The organism is Pseudomonas sp. NPDC079367, assembly GCF_044542195.1.
Lineage (GTDB): Bacteria > Pseudomonadota > Gammaproteobacteria > Pseudomonadales > Pseudomonadaceae > Aquipseudomonas.
In genome coordinates this window covers 53,475-72,701 of the sequence record NZ_JBITTW010000028.1, presented here as the reverse complement: position 1 = coordinate 72,701, position 19,227 = coordinate 53,475, and the positions used below count along the sequence as shown (strand labels likewise).

The 19,227-nt window shown below is 60.1% G+C and carries 20 protein-coding genes; 7 read left to right on the top strand and 13 right to left on the bottom strand.

Features of this window, described 5'->3' with window-relative positions; genetic code table 11:
- The 3 genes from ACIGDJ_RS19955 to dapA form a co-directional block, all read right to left on the bottom strand.
- Nucleotides 1-747: MBL fold metallo-hydrolase (locus tag ACIGDJ_RS19955; protein ID WP_397504598.1), on the bottom strand; the 747-nt coding region annotated here is incomplete at its 3' end.
- A 6-nt stretch (nucleotides 748-753) separates the two neighbouring features.
- Nucleotides 754-1,869 (bottom strand): outer membrane protein assembly factor BamC, encoded by a 1,116-nt coding sequence (gene bamC / locus ACIGDJ_RS19950; RefSeq protein ID WP_101158482.1) that lies wholly within the window; start codon nucleotides 1,867-1,869, stop codon nucleotides 754-756.
- 17 nt (nucleotides 1,870-1,886) lie between these two features.
- Entirely contained in the window at nucleotides 1,887-2,765 is an 879-nt protein-coding gene (dapA, locus tag ACIGDJ_RS19945; RefSeq protein ID WP_101158481.1) for a 4-hydroxy-tetrahydrodipicolinate synthase, read from the bottom strand.
- Nucleotides 2,766-3,093: 328 nt separating this feature from the next.
- Between dapA and ACIGDJ_RS19940 the strand changes: the two genes are divergently transcribed.
- Both ACIGDJ_RS19940 and ACIGDJ_RS19935 read left to right on the top strand, forming a co-directional pair.
- A complete protein-coding gene (locus tag ACIGDJ_RS19940; RefSeq protein WP_101158479.1) occupies nucleotides 3,094-3,654 on the top strand; it encodes a glycine cleavage system protein R in 561 nt (186 codons plus the stop codon).
- 10 nt (nucleotides 3,655-3,664) lie between these two features.
- The gene (locus tag ACIGDJ_RS19935; RefSeq protein ID WP_101158478.1) at nucleotides 3,665-4,138 is read left to right on the top strand and encodes a peroxiredoxin; all 474 of its coding nucleotides are present in this window, start codon (nucleotides 3,665-3,667) and stop codon (nucleotides 4,136-4,138) included.
- Between the two features lie 50 nt (nucleotides 4,139-4,188).
- Here the strand turns inward: ACIGDJ_RS19935 and ACIGDJ_RS19930 are convergent, their stop codons facing one another.
- Nucleotides 4,189-5,259, bottom strand: a complete 1,071-nt coding sequence (locus ACIGDJ_RS19930) for an AI-2E family transporter (protein ID WP_101158477.1) — start codon at nucleotides 5,257-5,259, stop codon at nucleotides 4,189-4,191.
- Between the two features lie 31 nt (nucleotides 5,260-5,290).
- Nucleotides 5,291-5,530 (bottom strand): sulfurtransferase TusA family protein, encoded by a 240-nt coding sequence (locus ACIGDJ_RS19925; protein ID WP_016771269.1) that lies wholly within the window; start codon nucleotides 5,528-5,530, stop codon nucleotides 5,291-5,293.
- A gap of 98 nt (nucleotides 5,531-5,628) precedes the next feature.
- Here ACIGDJ_RS19925 and ACIGDJ_RS19920 point away from each other — a divergent pair, with 98 nt between their 5' ends.
- The gene (locus ACIGDJ_RS19920; RefSeq protein ID WP_024011999.1) at nucleotides 5,629-7,062 is read left to right on the top strand and encodes a M48 family metalloprotease; all 1,434 of its coding nucleotides are present in this window, start codon (nucleotides 5,629-5,631) and stop codon (nucleotides 7,060-7,062) included.
- Between the two features lie 76 nt (nucleotides 7,063-7,138).
- Here the strand turns inward: ACIGDJ_RS19920 and ACIGDJ_RS19915 are convergent, their stop codons facing one another.
- The 4 genes from ACIGDJ_RS19915 to rpoE all read right to left on the bottom strand — a co-directional run bounded on the left by ACIGDJ_RS19915 (nucleotide 7,139) and on the right by rpoE (nucleotide 10,954).
- Nucleotides 7,139-8,572, bottom strand: a complete 1,434-nt coding sequence (locus ACIGDJ_RS19915) for a DegQ family serine endoprotease (protein WP_397478412.1) — start codon at nucleotides 8,570-8,572, stop codon at nucleotides 7,139-7,141.
- 208 nt (nucleotides 8,573-8,780) lie between these two features.
- A complete protein-coding gene (locus tag ACIGDJ_RS19910) occupies nucleotides 8,781-9,746 on the bottom strand; it encodes a MucB/RseB C-terminal domain-containing protein (protein WP_101158475.1) in 966 nt (321 codons plus the stop codon).
- Nucleotides 9,747-9,754: 8 nt separating this feature from the next.
- Nucleotides 9,755-10,342: a sigma-E factor negative regulatory protein gene (locus tag ACIGDJ_RS19905; RefSeq protein WP_008077804.1), complete on the bottom strand. Its 588-nt coding sequence runs from the start codon at nucleotides 10,340-10,342 to the stop codon at nucleotides 9,755-9,757.
- A gap of 30 nt (nucleotides 10,343-10,372) precedes the next feature.
- On the bottom strand, nucleotides 10,373-10,954 hold the full coding sequence (gene rpoE, locus ACIGDJ_RS19900) for an RNA polymerase sigma factor RpoE (protein ID WP_003172477.1): 582 nt from the start codon (nucleotides 10,952-10,954) through the stop codon (nucleotides 10,373-10,375).
- 556 nt (nucleotides 10,955-11,510) lie between these two features.
- Between rpoE and nadB the strand changes: the two genes are divergently transcribed.
- Nucleotides 11,511-13,127, top strand: coding sequence for an L-aspartate oxidase (nadB, locus tag ACIGDJ_RS19895; RefSeq protein WP_397478413.1), 1,617 nt, complete (start codon nucleotides 11,511-11,513; stop codon nucleotides 13,125-13,127).
- On the opposite strand, the gene ACIGDJ_RS19890 is transcribed toward nadB, so the two are convergent.
- On the bottom strand, nucleotides 13,096-13,548 hold the full coding sequence (locus tag ACIGDJ_RS19890) for a protein YgfX (RefSeq protein WP_397478414.1): 453 nt from the start codon (nucleotides 13,546-13,548) through the stop codon (nucleotides 13,096-13,098). The two genes, nadB and ACIGDJ_RS19890, sit on opposite strands and share 32 nt — an antisense overlap.
- Nucleotides 13,532-13,786, bottom strand: coding sequence for a succinate dehydrogenase assembly factor 2 (locus ACIGDJ_RS19885; protein WP_101158472.1), 255 nt, complete (start codon nucleotides 13,784-13,786; stop codon nucleotides 13,532-13,534). Before ACIGDJ_RS19885 ends, ACIGDJ_RS19890 begins: the two co-directional genes overlap by 17 nt.
- A gap of 150 nt (nucleotides 13,787-13,936) precedes the next feature.
- On the opposite strand from ACIGDJ_RS19885, the gene ACIGDJ_RS19880 reads away from it, so the two are divergent.
- Both ACIGDJ_RS19880 and ACIGDJ_RS19875 read left to right on the top strand, forming a co-directional pair.
- Nucleotides 13,937-14,878: a folate-binding protein YgfZ gene (locus ACIGDJ_RS19880; protein ID WP_101158471.1), complete on the top strand. Its 942-nt coding sequence runs from the start codon at nucleotides 13,937-13,939 to the stop codon at nucleotides 14,876-14,878.
- Between the two features lie 34 nt (nucleotides 14,879-14,912).
- Nucleotides 14,913-15,734 (top strand): HDOD domain-containing protein, encoded by an 822-nt coding sequence (locus tag ACIGDJ_RS19875; RefSeq protein ID WP_101158470.1) that lies wholly within the window; start codon nucleotides 14,913-14,915, stop codon nucleotides 15,732-15,734.
- A 9-nt stretch (nucleotides 15,735-15,743) separates the two neighbouring features.
- On the opposite strand, the gene ACIGDJ_RS19870 is transcribed toward ACIGDJ_RS19875, so the two are convergent.
- Nucleotides 15,744-17,129, bottom strand: a complete 1,386-nt coding sequence (locus tag ACIGDJ_RS19870; protein ID WP_101158469.1) for a sensor histidine kinase — start codon at nucleotides 17,127-17,129, stop codon at nucleotides 15,744-15,746.
- Nucleotides 17,122-17,793 (bottom strand): response regulator, encoded by a 672-nt coding sequence (locus ACIGDJ_RS19865; RefSeq protein WP_034153139.1) that lies wholly within the window; start codon nucleotides 17,791-17,793, stop codon nucleotides 17,122-17,124. Before ACIGDJ_RS19865 ends, ACIGDJ_RS19870 begins: the two co-directional genes overlap by 8 nt.
- Before the next feature lie 449 nt (nucleotides 17,794-18,242).
- Between ACIGDJ_RS19865 and ACIGDJ_RS19860 the strand changes: the two genes are divergently transcribed.
- Complete coding sequence (locus ACIGDJ_RS19860) at nucleotides 18,243-19,220, top strand: tripartite tricarboxylate transporter substrate binding protein (RefSeq protein ID WP_101158467.1); 978 nt, start codon at nucleotides 18,243-18,245, stop codon at nucleotides 19,218-19,220.
- Nucleotides 19,221-19,227: the final 7 nt, after the last annotated feature.

Below are 19,227 nucleotides of genomic sequence, written 5' to 3'. Positions count from 1 at the left end.
CCAGTCGAGCCCTGAATCTTGATCGGCCAGTTGCAGCCAGTCCGGGTCGCACCCGAGGGTGTCGACAAAACATTGCCGGGCCAGCTGCGGCAGGTTGTTCTTGCTGCTCAGATGGGCCAGGACCAGGTGTTGCAAGCCCTGCCAGCCCAACTCGGCCACCAGGAATGCCGCCTGATGGTTGTTCAGATGTCCGCGCTCGCCGCCCACCCGCTGCTTGAGAAAGTACGGGTAGTGACCACGGGCCAGCATATCGCGGCAATGGTTGGACTCGATCATCAATGCATCGAGATCCCGATAGCCATCCAGCACCCGCTCACAGAACGATCCCAGGTCGGTCAGCAGACCGAAACGCCGCTGTTCCTGATCACTGAAAACGTACTGGGTCGGCTCCTGCGCGTCATGGGCCACGGCAATGACCCCGACGTTCAGTGCGCCGATCTGCAGTTGCTCGCCGCCGGCCAGAAAGCCTGTCTGTTCAAGCGGTTTGCGCATCCCGCGCAGCGTGCCGCGGCTGAGGTAGACCGGCAGATTGTAGCGCCGAGACAGCAAACCCACGCCATGCACGTGGTCGGCATGTTCGTGGGTCACGAGTATCGCGCTCAGTTGCGCCGGGTGCACACCCAGGCGCAACAGGCGTCTTTCGGTTTCCCGCAGGGAAAACCCACAATCCACCAGCACGTACGTATCAGCACTGGCGATCAGCGTGCCGTTCCCTTGGCTACCGCTGCCGAGAACGGCAAAACGCATATCGGATCAGCCCAGGTTGTCCTGAATCACGCTCAACACTTTACGCGCGACATCGGCCGGCGCGACGGTGTTGATGTTCTTTTCAACGGTGACCTGGATGTTCTCGCCCACCTTGCTCAGGCGAACCTGATAACGCTCGGCACGGGCTTCGACTTCTTCCTTGCTCGGCGCGCTGCCGAACAGGCTGCTGAAGAAGCCAGGCTTGTCGTCTTTGTTCTCGGCCTTTTCGGCCAGGTTGATGTAGTACAGGCCCAGGCTGCGGTTGATGTCTTCAACGCGCCATTCGCCCTGTTCCAGCGCACGGCCAACGCTCGACCAGGCGCGGTCCAGATCGGTACCGACGTTCAACACCGGGTTGCCGCTGCCGTCTTCGCTGAGGCTGACGCGGCTCGGCGCATCGAAATCACGCGAAGCCAGCATCGACACCGAACCGCCCTTCTCGGAGGTGCGGCTCATGCTCGCGAGCATGTCGTCGACCAGCGCAGCGTCCAGGCCAGTGTTGACCGAACGGTTGGTGAAGGCCACGTCTGCAGTGCTGCCAGCAGGGCGCTCGGCGCTGACCACGTAGATTTCACTGGTGTTGCGCTGCACGCCCGGCTCGATGCGCACACGCACGCGGGTTTCGCTATCGCTGGCGATACCGGCCGCACTCAGGCGTTTGGCCATCGACGCGGACAGCTCGTCGGAGTGCTGCCAGGTGGTGGTGAATTCACCGGTCTGCGGACGCTGTTCATCCAGACGAAAACCGTTGTCCTGGAAGAACTGCAGCGCCACTGGCCAGACTTCAGCCGGTGGGTGCTGGGCCACGACCCAACGCGAATCACCGCTTTTCTGCAGCGAGTAGTCAGTGGCATCGGCCACAGTCGACAGCGGCTGAGGACGCGGGACAACGTATTCGCCCGTCGCGGTGTCATCGGCGACGTTGCGCGGGATCGGCAACAGCGGATCGAGACGCTTGGCAGTGCTCACATCCGGTGGCAATTGCATCGGTGCAGTCTGTTGCGCTTGCAGGTAATCGCTTCCACGGTCGCGGAAATAACCTTCCGGCCCCCAGACCCATCCGCAGCCACTGGTGCTGGAGATAATCAAGGCAAGTGCGGAAAGTCCGGCCATTCGCTTCATGCGTTGTACTTCCTCAATTAAACCAGGACGCTGCACTGGCGCAGGGCCGAGCGCAGCGTTTCATGACAAGGGGTGCTCAGCCAGGTCAGTGGCAGGCGGATGCCTTCGTGCATCAGGCCCATTTCGACCAAAGCCCATTTCACCGGAATCGGGTTGGCCTCGATGAACAGGTCCTTGTGCAGCGGCATCAGTTTTTCGTTGATGGCGCGTGCGGTGTCGGCGTCGCCTTTGAGCGCGGCCTCGCACAGGTCAGCCATTTCGCGCGGGGCGACGTTGGCGGTGACGGAAATATTGCCTTTGCCGCCCAGCAGGATCAGCTCGACAGCGGTCGGATCATCGCCGGACAGCACGATGAAATCCTTGCTCACGCCATCGATGATCGCTTTGGCGCGGTTGAGGTCGCCGGTGGCTTCTTTGATGCCGATAATGTTCGGCACGCTGGACAGGCGAATCACGGTCTCGGCCTGCATGTCGCAGGAGGTGCGGCCGGGAACGTTGTAGAGGATCTGCGGAATGTCGACCGCTTCAGCGATGTGCTTGAAGTGCTGGTACAGACCTTCCTGAGTCGGCTTGTTGTAGTAAGGGACTACCAGCAGACAGGCATCGGCGCCGGCGGCTTTGGCGTTGCGGGTCAGCTCGACGGCTTCGCGGGTCGAGTTGGCGCCGGTGCCGGCGATGACCGGAATGCGCCCGGCAACCTGTTTGACCACGGCTTTGATGACGGCGATGTGCTCTTCTACGTCAAGGGTGGCCGACTCGCCGGTAGTACCGACGGCGACGATGGCATGGGTGCCGTTCTTGAGGTGGAAGTCCACGAGTTTGCTGAGGCTGTCCCAGTCAAGACGCCCTTGTGCATCCATGGGAGTGACCAGTGCCACCATACTGCCCGCAATCATGAAACCGCTCCTGCCGGAAAAAGAGAGCGGTAATGGTACTGGCGCCAAGATGCTTGCACAAGCGAAGTACTGCGCCGCTGCCATTCCCCTTGGCGCCGCTTTTCGCTACCCTTCAGACTTTGATCGGTACAGATCAGCTTGTACGCCGGGTTCCAGCCTCCCTTTTCGGCCTCCCAGGCCCCGTTCCTGCGTCGCATCGACGCGCTCCCGAACCGTGGAGCGAGCCGCGAGCGCTGGCCGGGTCTCTTTATACGGACCGCCAGAACAGGCAATCCCGGCCGCCAACGCCCGTCAACCTACCGACCGCTCATCGCTTTAGGAATGCTGCATGTCCACCCCCACAGTTCGCGAACAATTCCTTGTCATCAGTGCCCTCGGCGCCAACCCCATGGAGCTGACCAACGTCCTGTGCCGCGCCAGCCATGAAAACCGCTGCGCTGTCCTCACCTCTCGCCTGACCCGCCACGGCGAGTGCAGCGCTCTGGTGCTGGAGGTTTCCGGTAGCTGGGACGCCCTCGCGCGCCTCGAAGGCAGCCTGCCATTGCTGGCCAAGCGTCACGCGTTCACCGTCAACGTGGTGCGCAGCGCCGCTCTGGAAAATCGCCCGCAGGCGCTGCCTTACGTGGCTTACGTCAGCTCGGCGTATCGCCCGGACATCATCAATGAGCTGTGCCAGTTCTTCATGGACCACAACGTCGAGCTGGAAAACCTCACCTGTGACACCTATCAGGCACCGCAGACCGGCGGCACCATGCTCAACGCCACGTTCACCGTGACCCTGCCGGCCGGCACCCAGATCAGCTGGCTGCGCGATCAGTTCCTCGACTTTGCCGACGCGATGAACCTCGATGCACTGATCGAGCCTTGGCGCCCACAAAACCCAATGTAAGGAAGTTTTCATGGCCGTTGTCATCGACCAACCGGTTGCGGATTTCACCGCGCCTGCGACCAGCGGGCAGACCGTCAGCCTGTCCGAACTCAAGGGCAGGCAAGTGGTGATCTATTTTTACCCGAAGGACAGCACTCCGGGCTGCACCACCCAAGGCCAGGGCTTTCGTGATCAATATGCGGCTTTCAAGGCTGCCAACACCGAAGTTTTTGGCATTTCCCGCGACAGTCTGAAGTCGCACGAGAACTTCAAAGGCAAACAGGAATTTCCGTTTGAGCTGATAAGCGACAAGGACGAGGCGGTTTGCCAATTGTTCGATGTGATCAAGCTGAAGAAGCTTTATGGCAAGGAATACCTGGGCGTTGATCGCAGCACTTTCCTGATTGATAAGGACGGCGTCCTGCGTCAGGAATGGCGTGGTGTGAAAGTGCCGGGGCATGTTGATGCGGTTTTGGCGGCGGCTGAGGCCCTGAACAAAGCCTAAGATCAAAAGATCGTCCGAAGGCTCGGGCCGCAATCGGACGATCTTTGCTTTTAAAGCAACGGGGCCACCACCGGCTCCTTGCGCGGCCACGCATCCAGCACAGCCTTGAACAGCGTGGCCAGCGGGATCGCAAAGAACACGCCCCAGAATCCCCATAGCCCGCCAAACAACAACACCGCGCAGATGATTGCCACCGGATGCAGGTTGACCGCTTCCGAAAACAACAGCGGCACCAGCACGTTGCCGTCCAGCGTCTGAATGATTCCGTACACTGCCATCAAATAAATGAACTGATCGCTCCAGCCCCACTGGAACAGCGCAATCAGCAGCACCGGTACGGTCACCACTACCGCACCGACATACGGCACCACCACCGACAAGCCGACCAGCAAAGCCAACAGCGCCGCATAGTTCAGGCCCAATGCGATGAAAGCGATGTAGGTCACGCCGCCACAAATCACGATCTCGATGCCTTTACCACGGATGTAATTGGCGATCTGCCGGTTCATTTCCTGGGCGACGCGGGTAATCAGCGCGCGCTCGCGGGGCAGGTAGCCGCGCACCCACTCGCCGATCATCGCCCGATCCTTGAGGAAGAAGAACACCAGAATCGGCACCAGTACCAGGTAGATCATGATGTTCACCAGCAGCGGCAAACTCGAGAGCGAGAAGGTCAGCGCCCACTGGCCGAACTTGCCGATCTCGCCCCGCGCCGCTTCGATCGCTTGCAGGACTTGCTCGTCGGACACAAGATGCGGATAGCGTTCGGGCAATAGAAGCAGCAGCGATTGCCACTTGGCCAGCATGCCCGGCAATTCGTTGAACAGCGTGATCAACTGGTGCCACAACAGCGGCAAGACCACGACGACAAACAACATCAGCGCCCCCATGAACAGCGCAAACACCAGACCCACCGCCACGCCGCCGGGCACGCGCAGCCGCTCGAGCGTAACCACCAGCCCCTGCATCAGATATGCCAGCACCATGCCCGCCAGCACCGGCGCGAGCATGCCGCCAAGGGTGAGCACGGCGGTGAAGCCGAGAAACAGCAGCACCGCGAGCACCACGGCTTCTTCATCGGAGAAGTAGCGCTGAATCCAGTCGCGTAACACTTTGAACATCAATAATCCCTACGATTTTTAGCGCGGCTTTTCAGGCTTTTTTCAACCAGTAACGGTAGACCCCGGCCTCGTCCTCTTCACGCAGCAGCGCGTGACCGGCCAGTTTGGCAAACGTACGAAAGTCGCGCTGCGAACCAGCATCCGTGGCGATGACCTTGAGTACTGCGCCGCTCTGCAGTTTGTTGAGTTCCATTTTTGCCTTGAGCAACGGCAACGGACAGTTCAGGCCACTGGCGTCCAGTTCCACGTCATGGGCTACAGCGTCAGTCATTGCGTCACTCCGGTTCGGGTTGTCGAGCTGCCTAGAATATCTGGTCGCGGCTTCGGTGTCCGGCTACAGTAAGGTCTTTGTCTTCTAAGGCTTTGTGCATGACTTTTCTGCGCCCTACCCTGCTGACGCTCGCTTGCCTGCTCGCCTCACCAGGCTTTGCCGACGATCTGCCGTCACTCGGCGACGCCAGTTCTGCCATCGTCTCGCCGCAACAGGAATACCAGCTCGGCCGCGCCTGGCTCGCCATGCTGCGCAGTCAGGTTTCCCAGCTCAACGATCCGCAGCTCAAGGATTACGTCGAGTCCAGCGTTTATAAACTGGTTGAAACCAGCCAGGTGTCCGACCGACGCCTGGAGTTCATTCTGATCAACAGCCCGCAACTCAACGCCTTCGCTGCACCGGGCGGCGTGGTCGGCGTCAACGGCGGGCTGTTCCTCAACGCGCAGACCGAAGGTGAATACGCTTCGGTGCTCGCTCACGAATTGGCGCACTTGTCGCAACGCCACTTTGCTCGCGGAGTGGAAGCCTCGCAACGCATGCAGGTGCCGATGATGGCCGCGTTGCTGGCCGGTATCGTGATTGCCGCCGCGGGTGGCGGTGATGCCGGTATCGCTACCATCGCCGGCACCCAGGCTGCGGCGTTGCAGGAACAACGGCGCTTCTCGCGGCAGAACGAACAGGAAGCCGACCGTATCGGCATCCTCAACCTGGAAAAGGCAGGTTACGACCCGCGCTCGATGCCGACCATGTTCGAACGCCTGATGCGCCAGTACCGCTTCGATGCCAAGCCACCGGAATTCCTCCTGACTCACCCGGTTACCGAGTCGCGTATCGCCGACACCCGCAACCGCGCCGAGCAGGCGAAACCGGGTGGCATCGAAGACAGCATGCGCTATCAACTGATTCGCGCGCGGGTGCAGTTGATCTACGAAGAAACACCAGGGCTGGGCGCCAAGCGTTTCCGCGCTCTGCTGGATGAAAATCCGAAAAACGATGTCGCGCGTTACGGCCTGGCCATCGCGCAGATCAAGGGCGGCCAGCTCAACGAAGCCCGCGAGAACCTCAAGCAGTTGTTGGCCAAGTCACCCAACGAGATCATCTACAACCTCGCTCAGGTCGATCTGGACATCACCAACAATCGCCTGCCCGACGCGCAATCGCGGGTCGACCGCATGCTCACACAGTTTCCGGGCAACTATCCGCTGAATCAGGTGCGCGTCGATCTGTTGCTGAAACAGAACCGCGCCGCCGATGCCGAGAAGGCGCTGGACAGCTTGCTCAAGTCTCGCCCGGATGATCCGGACGTCTGGTATCAGGTTGCCGAAACTCGTGGTCTGTCGGGCAATATCATCGGCCTGCATCAGGCGCGGGCCGAGTACTTTGCGCTGGTCGGCGACTACCGTCAGGCCATCCAGCAACTGGACTTCGCCAAGCGCAAGGCTGGCAATAACTTCCCGCTCTCCTCGCGCATCGATGCCCGCCAGCGCGAGCTGATGGAGCAGGAACGCATGGTCAAGGACATGATGGGCTGAGTGTTTCCGGCAGACAAACTTCAGACACAAAAAAACCGCCTCTTTCGAGGCGGTTTCTTTTTACCTTGTTGCTCGCTTATTCAGCCAGCTTGAAGGTAATGAAGCTGGCACGGCCCTGACGCAGCACGCGCATCGACACCGAACGGTTCTTCGGCAGCGCCTTGGCGATGTCGGTGAACTCCTTCGCCGAGCCGATGGCCTGGTTGTTCAGGTGTGTAATCACGTCACCCGGCTGCAGACCGATCAGGGCTGCAGGACCGTCCTGCACTTCCTTGATCACCACACCACCTTTGAGGTCGTAGGCTTTCTTCTGCTCGGCGGTCAGTTCGCCGACCGCAACACCGAGGCGGTTACTGCTGCTTTCAGCACCGGATTTCGGCAGTGCACCCAGCTCTTTGTCTTCGTCCGGGATCGCGCCGACGGTCAACTCGACATTCTTGCGCTTGCCCTCACGAATCACTTCCAGATTGGCTTTGGCGCCAGCCTTCAGCGCGCCCACCAGATGTGGCAGGTCAGCGGACATGACAATCGGCTGGCCATTCATGCTTAGAATCACGTCACCGACTTGCAGGCCACCCTTGGCCGCCGGGCCGTCATCCTGGATTTGCGCAACGAGGGCGCCGGCTGGCTTGTCCAGACCGAACGACTCGGCCAGGTCCTTGTTCACTTCCTGAATGACCACGCCGAGCCAGCCACGGCTGACTTTGCCACCGCTCTTGAGCTGGTTGGAAACATCCATGGCCACGTCGATCGGAATGGCGAACGACACCCCCATAAAGCCGCCGGAGCGGGTGTAGATCTGCGAGTTGATGCCAACCACTTCACCGTTCAGGTTGAACAGCGGGCCACCGGAGTTGCCCGGGTTGATCGGCACGTCGGTCTGAATGAACGGCACATAGTTTTCGTTCGGCAGGCTGCGACCGACGGCGCTGACGATGCCTTGAGTCACGGTGTGGTCGAAGCCGAATGGCGAACCGATTGCCACCACCCACTGGCCAGCCTTCAGGTCCTGGGATTTGCCGAGCTTGAGCACCGGGAGATCCTTGCCTTCGATTTTCAGCAACGCCACGTCGGAGCGTGGATCGGTGCCGACCAGCTTGGCTTTCATCTCGCTGCGATCGGCCAGACGGACGAGGATTTCGTCGGCATCGGCGATCACATGGTTGTTGGTCAGGATGTAGCCATCCGGCGAAATGATGAAACCCGAGCCTAGCGACTGCGCTTCACGCTGGCGGCCATCCCCACGCGGGGAACGCTGCTGAGGCGGCATGCCGCGCTCGAAGAACTCGCGGAGCATCGGTGGCAGGCCTTCAAGATCCGGCATCTGCTGATTCACGCGACGGTCCGGCAGTTTCTGCGTGGTACTGATGTTCACCACCGCTGGCGATGCTTGTTCGACCAACTGGGTGAAATCAGGCAGATCGGCCGCTTGCGCAGCAGGGACCGCCTGACCGAGCAACAGCACGGTGGCGAAGATGGAAAGGTAAGACTTCAAATTAGGTATCGACATACAGCTCCCGTTACGACGAGCAGGGTTAAGCGATATGGAGCAAAGGAACACCGGAAACCACAGACCGGCATTTTTGTTCCGGGAACAACAAACAAGGCCAGAGCCGTGAGGCTCTGACCTATAAAAAATTTTCAGGGGTTTTGCAAATGAAAATGCTCAGCAAACATTTCGACGTCTCGAAGACGAAGTGGAAATGACTGAAATCAGCTCACTGCTTGCTGGTTGCAGCGCCATCGTTGTTACGCATCGACAGAGCGATTCGTTCAGCGGTGCCAATCGGAATTTCGCCAACCACCGTGACCATCATTTCACCTTGCGGCGTGGTCAGGCGACGGGATACCGCAACGGTCGGGCCCAACTGAGTGCGGGTGTCGGTGACGGTCGCACCATTCAAGGGTTCAAGGAACACCGAGAAACGCGCCAGACCATCGTCGTACATCAGGCTGCTCACCTGAGTCTTGGTCTGCGCATCTTTGTGCGAACTGCTGCTGGTCAGCTCGAAGCCTGGCGGTAGCCAGTCCGAACGCCAGTTCTGCAAAGCCTTCGCCGCAGAAGCTTTGTCGCTGGCGATGTTGATCGGCTTGCAATCGGCGGCCGCCAGCAATTCCTTGTCCGACGGGATTTCATCAGTATCGAGGCTGGTGAACTGGAAACGCTCGAGCAACTGCCCTTTATCGTTCAAAAGCAACGACTTGAGCGGCAGCCCGGTTTTTTTGTCCAGGTGCAGTTCGAAACCGTAACGGTGCTGATCGCGAGGCGTAAGCGACACAATCACTGCATCGCGGCCAGCCACGCGCGACTTGCCAATGACGGCAAGGTCATACCAATTCTTCAGCTTTTTGGGATCCAGCGCACGGGCGGCAGCGTTGGGTGAATCACCCAATCCCGCAATCAGGGTGCCGCTGACGCATTGAGTACGTCCATCAATGCGCACGACTTCCTGAGCCGAGCCGTCGAGCTGCAATAACCGCTCGCGGACCTGGCCATTCTGGACACGATGCCAGATGTTGTGCGTGGAAAAACTGCCGTTGCGCTCGTAAACGAAAGTACCGTGGAAGCTTTGCTGCTGCTCGGCCTGGCCCAGACGGGTCAACCAGTCCTGGGCCTCGTCAGCGTGGGCTGGAACTATGAACCAGCCACTGAGCAGAAGCGAAAGTAGAGGGATGGCGCGCATGATCCTCCTTAACGGTTTTCCAGGCTTGCGGCACGTGCGTATGGCAGCGCGCTTTCAGTTCCCTTGAGGGCAGCCTGCTGAGCATGCTGACGCAGGTAGCCTGGCAGACGCTGGTCATGCCAGCCTGGCTGACCCTGCAGAACGCCGTTAGCCATAGGACCAGTCGCTTCCGAGCTTTCGCTGTAACCAGCCAGAACTGCCGGACCTTTGACCTGTGGAGTGGCCAGAGTTGGCTGATTCGACTGCTGGGCCAGTTCAACACCAGCGATCTCGTCCTGATTGTACAGGCGAACACCGGCCAGAACGGCAACGGTTACCGAAGCGGCAACAGCGAGGCGACCCAGGTTACGCCATGGGCTGCGGGACACTTTGGCCGGAGCCGTTTCGTCTTCCAGCGCAGCAGATACTGCCGCAGCGATATCCAGACGCGGAAGCAGCAGATCCTTGTGCATGGCTGCCCGAGCGATCTGGTAACGAGCCCAGGTCTCACGGGTATCAACATCATCCAGTGCGCTGAGCACTCGACGCAATTCCAGTTCGTCCGCTTCGTTATCCATCACTGCGGACAGCGATTCCTGCAGGGCTTCACGACTCATGGCGTTCCTCTCTTGGCTGTCGCCGCTGTCTCAGTTTTCCTGCAACAACGGTTGCAGGGCTTTATCGATGGCCTCCCGAGCGCGGAAAATCCGGGAGCGCACGGTACCCACCGGACATTGCATGACGCTCGCAATGTCCTCGTAACTCAGACCATCGAATTCACGTAAAGTTAAAGCCGTACGCAAATCCTCTGGTAGTTGCTGGATGGTTCGATGGACAGTGCCTTCGATCTCATCCCGCAGCAATGCACGTTCTGGCGATTCAAGATCCTTGAGGCCGTGATCGCCATCATAGAACTCTGCATCCTCCGAACTTACATCGCTATCCGGCGGCCGACGGCCGCGGGAAACCAGGTAGTTCTTCGCCGTGTTAATGGCGATACGGTACAGCCACGTATAAAACGCACTGTCACCGCGGAAATTTCCAAGTGCCCGATACGCCTTGATAAAGGCTTCCTGAGCAACGTCCTGGGCTTCATGGGTGTCGTGCACAAATCGCACGATCAACCCGAGAATTTTGTGCTGATATTTCAGCACCAGCAGATCGAAAGCTCGCTTGTCGCCACGCTGAACGCGTTCGACCAGCTGCTGATCCTCTTCCTGGGTTAGCATGAACACTCCTCGATAAGCCCGGAGGAGACTTGCATTACTAAACGACCAGACTTGCAAACATAGACTCGGGCTTTTCGCAAAAGTTCTCCCCCTCCAAGCAAGTTTCCTGCGAGCTCTGATTTGGCACGCACGAAAAACGCAGCGCGGGATAAACCGGCTGCGCGAATAATCTTGTTATCGGTTTCGCCGGCAGGAACCCAAACGCAGATTCCGCACTGAAGCCGACACTGTCCCTGGTTTCTGGCACCGTCTATTGATCTTGGGCCTTTGGCAAAAGTTCCAATTATTTATAGCCGTACCCACTCGACATTGCGCAACCCTGGCCGCAAAAGTCTGTTTCAGCGCCGATACAGGTGTCTTTTTCCGAATTCGGCAAAAAAACTTCCGACGAAGCACAGCACTTTTTACCGCGCAGTAGTCTCACAATGCCATCTGAGCCCGGCTATTGTGCCGTCCAACCCCTCTATATACTAGTGGGCTGTGTGGCTGTCTTGACTCGCCGATCCAGCTGTCTTGCGCCAACCCCAATCCGGGTCGCTTTGAGCGGAATCCTGAAATGAGCCAACAGTTCCAACACGATGTTCTGGTGATTGGCAGCGGTGCTGCCGGTTTGAGTCTTGCGTTGACCTTGCCCGGTCATCTGCGCATTGCCGTATTGAGCAAAGGCGATCTCGCCAACGGTTCGACCTTCTGGGCTCAGGGCGGCGTCGCTGCGGTGCTCGACGATACCGACACTGTCGAATCCCACGTCGATGACACCCTCAACGCGGGCGGCGGATTGTGCCACGAAGACGCGGTACGCTTCACCGTCGAGCACAGCCGCGAAGCCATTCAGTGGCTGATCGACCAGGGCGTGCCGTTCACCCGTGACGAACAGTCCGGTACCGAAGACGGCGGCTTCGAATTTCACCTGACCCGCGAAGGCGGCCACAGCCATCGACGGATCATCCATGCTGCCGACGCCACCGGCGCAGCGATCTTCAGAACCTTGCTGGCCCAGGCCAAAGAACACGCGAACATCGAACTGCTGGAGCAGCGCGTCGCCGTCGATCTGATTACCGAACGCCGCTTGGGCATGGAAGGCGATCGTTGCCTGGGCGCCTACGTGCTGAACCGCGCCACTGGCGAAGTCGACACTTACGGCGCACGTTTCGTGATTCTGGCTTCGGGCGGCGCGGCCAAGGTCTACCTTTATACCAGCAACCCCGACGGCGCCTGCGGTGACGGCATCGCCATGGCCTGGCGCTCCGGCTGCCGGGTGGCCAATCTGGAATTCAACCAGTTCCACCCGACCTGCCTGTATCACCCGCAAGCCAAAAGCTTCCTGATCACCGAGGCCCTGCGCGGTGAAGGCGCGCACTTGAAGCTGCCCAATGGCGAGCGCTTCATGCATCGCTTCGACAAACGCGCCGAGCTGGCGCCTCGTGACATCGTCGCGCGGGCGATTGACCATGAAATGAAGCGTCTGGGTGTGGACTGCGTGTATCTCGACATCAGCCACAAGCCCGAATCGTTCGTCAAAAATCACTTCCCGACTGTTTATGAACGCTGCCTGGGCTTCGGCATCGATATCACCAAACAGCCAATCCCGGTGGTCCCCGCCGCGCACTACACCTGTGGCGGCGTGATGGTCGATCAGCACGGTCGCACCGATGTACCGGGGCTCTACGCCATCGGCGAAACAAGTTTTACCGGCCTGCACGGCGCCAACCGCATGGCCAGCAATTCGCTGCTGGAATGCTTCGTTTATGCCCGTTCGGCAGCGGCAGATATTCTTGCGCAACTCGACAATGTCGCCGCGCCAAGTGCCCTGCCCGTCTGGGACGCCAGTCAGGTCACCGATTCGGATGAAGACGTGATCATTGCGCACAACTGGGATGAATTGCGCCGATTCATGTGGGACTACGTCGGCATCGTGCGCACCAACAAACGCCTGCAACGGGCGCAGCATCGGGTGCGCTTGCTGCTGGACGAAATTGATGAGTTCTACAGCAACTATAAAGTCAGCCGTGACCTGATCGAACTGCGCAACCTGGCGCAAGTCGCCGAGCTGATGATCAGTTCAGCCATGGAGCGCAAGGAAAGTCGTGGCCTGCATTACACCCTCGACTACCCGGACCTGCTGCCCGAAGCGCTCGACACTATTCTGGTGCCGCCCACCTACGCCTGCTGAACTTGAGCCGCACTCGCAGGCGTCGGTGCAGATCCGCTGTCTGCGAATCACGTGGCACGCAGATCGACCTGACCCGCCATTCTCCGCGCCGGCGAAAGCGCAACACCACGATCAATGGCAGCGCCAGACTGTCAGGGCGTAATTGCACCGCTTGCCAGCCATCAGCCTGATTCCAGACCTGCCAGCCATCGCCGTCGCACCGTAAACCGCAAAATGCTTTCGGATGACTCAGCAGAATCTGCCTTGGCATCACCCAAAAACCGTGCAGCGCACAAGCGCAAGCGCCGAGCAGACTGGCCCAGAGCGGAATCGACAGCAGAAACAACGAACCCATGGCGAACGCCTGGGCCAACAGATATGCCGCCAGCAACTGCCGTGAGGCATGCCAGCGGCACTCGAACGTATTACTTGGGCTGGACACGATCCAGAATCATCCGGACCATGCGCTGCAACTCGGGGTCTTGCGACTCGCTGCGCTCCATGAACCAGCCGAACATGTCCTGATCCTCACAGGTCAGCAAACGCACGTACAGATCGCGATCCACTTGATTCAACGTCGCATAGACCTCCTGCACGAACGGCACCAGCAACACGTCAAGTTCAAGCATGCCGCGACGGCTGTGCCAAAAGAGGCGATTCAGTTCAACTTGTTCGACCATGGAGCCCTCCTCGAATTTGCCGGGCAGTATACAGCCCCGACGCGGGCCGCACAGTCGGCTTTGGTCGGGCACCCTTGATCCTTTATCAACTACCCATTTCAACCCTGCCCCCTTATGATGTGCCCCAGTCTATTTACCCTGCGATGACCCATGGCCGATTCTGCTTTTTTCTGCACCCTGTCTCATGAAGGCGTACTCGCGGTTCGCGGTGCGGACGCCGGAAAATTCCTGCAAGGCCAGTTGACCTGCAATATCAATTACCTGAGCGACACCCGCGCCAGCCTTGGCGCCCGCTGCACACAGAAAGGCCGCATGCAGTCGAGCTTCCGCATTGTGCTGGAAGGTGACGGCGTGGTGATGGCGATGGCCAGCGAACTGCTCGAGCCACAGCTGGCCGACCTGAAAAAGTACGCGGTGTTCTCCAAATCGAAACTGACCGATGAAAGCGCCGCCTGGGTGCGCTTCGGCCTGGAGCATGGCGATGCAGCCCTGACCAGCCTTGGTCTGGCACTGCCCGCCGAAACCGACAGTGTTGTGCGCAATGACGGCCTGATCGCCATTCGCGTCTCGCCCGGTCGCGCTGAACTCTGGGTACCTGCCGCGCAGGCGCAAAACATCCAGAGCCAACTCTCCTCCACGCTGCCTGAGGCCGAACTGAACCAATGGCTGCTGGGCCAGATCCGCGCCGGTCTCGGTCAGGTCATGCCTTCCACTCGCGAACTGTTCATTCCGCAGATGCTCAATCTGCAGGCGGTCGGCGGCGTGAGCTTCAAGAAAGGCTGCTACACCGGCCAGGAAATCGTTGCGCGCATGCAATACCTGGGCAAGCTCAAGCGGCGCCTGTACCGCTTGCGCCTCGACGCGGCCGAGTTGCCGCAGCCCGGCACTCAATTGTTTGCCCCAAGCCACAACAGCTCGATCGGCGAAGTGGTGCTGGCGGCCAATGCCGAGGGAAACATTGAACTCCTGGCCGTCTTGCAGGCCGAAGCTGCCGAAGCCGGTGATTTGCATCTGGGCGCCCTTGAAGGCCCCGCGTTGCACGTGCTCGACCTGCCTTACGAACTGGATCGCGACCGCGAAATCCAGCGCTGATCGCAGCATTGTTGCAACACCCTAGAGAGTCCAAATGAGCGAACTGGCGGAAAAAGTCCAACAGGATTTGGTTGCGGCCATCGATAACGATGACCTGGTTCTGCCAACATTGCCGGAAGTGGCCCTGCAGATTCGCAAGGCCGCCGAGGATCCTGAAATCAGCGTCAGCGATCTGAGCAAAGTCATCGGCCGCGATACCGCACTGTCTGCGCGTCTGATCAAAGTGGTCAACAGTCCGCTGCTGCGCGCCGCGCAGGAAGTCACCGACCTGCACACCGCCATCACCCGTCTGGGCATCAACTACAGCAGCAATCTGGCGATCGGTCTGGTCATGGAGCAGATCTTCAACGCCCGCTCCGAAGTGGTCGAACAGAAGATGCGCGAAGTCTGGCGCAGCAGTCTGGAAATCGCCGGCGTCAGCTACGCGCTGTGTCGTCGTTATACCCAGCTCAAGCCGGACCAGGCGGCTCTCGGCGGTTTGGTGCATCAGATTGGTGTGTTGCCGATTCTGACTTATGCCGAAGACCACAATGAATTGCTCTCGGATGCGGTCAGCCTGACCCATGTGATCGAACAGATTCATCCATTGCTGGGCGAGAAACTGCTGCGGGTCTGGGAGTTTCCCGAACGCCTGGTGCAATTGCCGTTGCTGTATCAAGACTTCAGCCGCGACTCAACGCGCATCGATTACGTCGATGTCGTGCAAGTGGCCAATCTATATTGCCGCAAGGGCACCGACCATCCGTTTGCGCGGATTGACCCGTTTAGCGTGCCGGCGTTCAGGAAGCTCGGGATTGACCCCGAGAACAAGCAGTTCTGCGCGGATCTGGAAGAATCGCGGTCGATGTTCTACTGACCAAAAGTATTACCCGGCAATAAAACTGACCCGCACCTTCAGCCCCGCCTGCGCGCCATCATGCAATGTGATCTGCGCCAGATGCGCCCGGCAGATCTCGCCGACAATCGCTAGCCCCAGGCCCGAACCGGCGACCTGTTGATTACGACGATAAAATCGCTCGAATACCCGATCGCGCTCCTCCAGCGGAATGCCCGGCCCGTCATCCTCAACCTCAAGCACCGCGGGCGCTGTGACCCGCAGAATTACGTTGCCTCCTGACGGCGTGTGCGCCAACGCGTTGTCGACCAGATTGCTCAGCAGTTCGTTGAGCAGCGTCGGCTCACCGCGCAGCCAAACCGGCTCATCCGCCTCCAGCGCTAGCGCTACCCCGCGCTTGTGCGCCAAGGGTGCCATGGCCATGCCCAGTTCTCGGGCCAACTGGCTCAGATCGAGTAACTGCGCGCCGCCCTCGGCAATCGCCCGCGCACCGTTTTCGACGCGGGCCAGCGACAGCAACTGATTGGCCAGATGGGTGAGGCGATCGGTACTTTGTGCGGACGATTCGAGGGTCGTACGCCAAGTCTCTGGTTCATTCGAACGCAGGCCCAATTCCAGCCGCGCCTTCAATGCCGCCAACGGCGTGCGCAGCTCGTGGGCGGCATCGGCGATGAACTGCGCCTGCCGCTCGAACTGGCCGCGCAGCCTTTCGGTGAAGTGGTTGAGCGCGCGCACCAACGGCCCCAATTCATGCTGCACTTCCACCAACGGCAGTGGTCGCAAGTCGTCAGGCTGGCGTTCCTCAACAGCGGTTCTTAACCGCTCCAGCGGGCGCAACGCCGCACTCACTGCGAACCACACCAGCAGCAACGCGCCCACGGCCAGCATGCCCAGGCGCAGCAAGGTATCAGCCGCCAGACTGCGCGCCATGCTGACCCGTGCTTCGTCGGTTTCGGCCACGCGGATTTCCGCCATGCCGTTCATGTTTGGCTCACTCACGGCTTTGAGCAGGCTGACCACGCGCACGTTCTGGCCGTTGTACTTCGCGTTATAGAAACGTGCCAGCGCCGGATAGCTGTCGGTGCGCGGCGTGCCGGGCGGTGGCCCGGGCAGATTTTCGTAGCCGGAAATCAGCTTCTGGTGAATATCGTTGACCTGGTAATAGATGCGCCCGGCACTGTCGTAGGCGAAAGTATCAAGCGCCACGTAAGGCACGTCGGCGCTGAGGCTGCCATCGCGCTGCGACAGCCCGGCGGCGATGGTTCGCGCCGACGCCAGCAGCGTGCGGTCATACGCGGTGTCGGCGGCTTCGCGACCGTTCCAGTAAGCGCTCAAACCACTGGCAAGCATCAACACGACCAGCAACCATCCGAGGTTCCACAGCAACCGCCAGCGCAGGCTGCTGGGCTTATGCATCGCGGCTTTCCAACAGATAGCCGAGGCCACGGAAGGTGACGATGGCCACGGGCTGGCCGTCGAGCTTCTTGCGCAAGCGGTGCACGTAGATTTCGATGGCGTCGGGACTGGCTTCCTCGTCGAGGCCGAACACCTGCGCGGCGAGTTGCTCTTTGCTCATCACCCGGCCCGGCCGCGCGATCAACGCTTCGAGGACGGCTTGCTCGCGCGAGGTCAGCGTCAGCAGTTCTTCGCCAAGGGTGAAGCGCCGCGTATCGAGGTCGTAAGCGAGCACGCCGCAGCGCTGCTGGCGCTCGCCGCCCAGGACACTGCGGCGCAGCAGCGCTTTGACACGCGCCTCCAACTCGGTGAGTTCAAACGGCTTGGCCAGGTAATCGTCAGCGCCGAGATTGAGGCCATGTACGCGATCCTTCACGTCGCTGCGCGCGGTCAGCATCAACACTGGCAGGTTCTTGCCGCGAGCGCGCAGCCGCGCCAGCACTTCAAAACCATCCATGCGCGGCAGGCCTACGTCGAGGATCGCCACGGCATATTCCTCACTGCCCAACGCCAGGTCGGCGGCCACGCCATCGTGCAACACATCCACGGTCAGACCGGTGCTCTTGAGCGCCTGGGCCACGCTTTCGGCCAGTTGCAGATGGTCTTCGACGAGCAGGACACGCATGGATTGTTACCTCGTTCAGGGTTGGCCGACGCCGCGCTTTGCCGCGGAGTTTACAGCCGCAACCGCTGCTGTGAAGCCCGAAAACCGTGAAAGACAGCTGAAAGGTTACTGAAAGGTTAGCCGGTTAGAGTCGGCCTACGGACAGTTTCGACTGTCACCGCTGCAGCCACACAGCGCAACGCAAAACGCCACGAAGCGTTTTCGACCAATAAGAACAATAATCGGAGTACACCCGCATGTCGTCCATGCACACCCCGGCTTTCTCACAAGCCGACACTCCCCGCTGCAACCCCGCCCTCGCCGGTTATTCCGTGGCGGGCAACGCCGTTTCCCCTTTCGATATTCCAGCCAATGCGTCCGCGCGACGAACACCTGCGCCTGCTGCTGAGCAAAGCGTCGCCCTTTGGTAATTCTGCACGTCCATAACAACAACTCCCAAGGAGACTCAGATGAACTTATCACTGCGTAAAGTTGCTCTCGCCGCTGGCGTGATGCTGTTCGCCGGCCAACTCATGGCCGAACCGAAACGCCCGGAATGCATTGCCCCCGCCTCCCCCGGTGGTGGTTTCGACCTGACGTGCAAACTGGTGCAGAGCGCACTGGTCAACGAAAAACTGCTGAGCAAACCGATGCGCGTAACCTACATGCCCGGCGGTGTCGGCGCAGTGGCGTACAACGCAGTGGTAGCGCAACGTCCGGCGGACGCCGGCACGCTGGTGGCGTGGTCGAGCGGTTCGCTGCTCAACCTGGCCCAGGGCAAGTTCGGCCGCTTCGATGAAACCAACGTGCGCTGGCTCGCAGCGGTCGGCACCAGCTATGGCGCCATCGCGGTAAAAAGCGATTCGCCCTACAAGACCCTGGATGATCTCGTTCAGGCGCTGAAGAAAGATCCAGGCTCGGTGGTCATCGGTTCCGGCGGCACCGTCGGCAGCCAGGACTGGATGCAGACTGCGCTGATCGCCAAGGCCGCCGGGATCAACCCGCGCGAACTGCGTTACGTGGCGCTGGAGGGCGGCGGTGAAATCGCCACTGCCCTGCTCGGCGGCCACATTCAGGTCGGCAGTACCGACATCTCCGACTCCATGCCGCACATCCAGAGCGGTGACATGCGTCTGCTCGCAGTGTTCTCCGACAAGCGCCTCGACGAGCCGGAAATGAAAGACATCCCGACCGCCCGCGAGCAAGGCTACGACATCGTCTGGCCGGTGGTCCGCGGCTTCTACCTGGGGCCAAAAGTCAGCGACGAAGATTACGCCTGGTGGAAAGAGTCGTTCGACAAACTGCTGGCTTCGCCGGAGTTCGCCAAGCTGCGCGATCAACGTGAACTGTTCCCGTTCGCCATGACCGGCCCGGAGCTGGACGCCTACGTGAAGAAGCAGGTTGCCGACTACAAAGTGCTGGCCAAAGAGTTCGGCCTGATCCAGTGATCGTCTC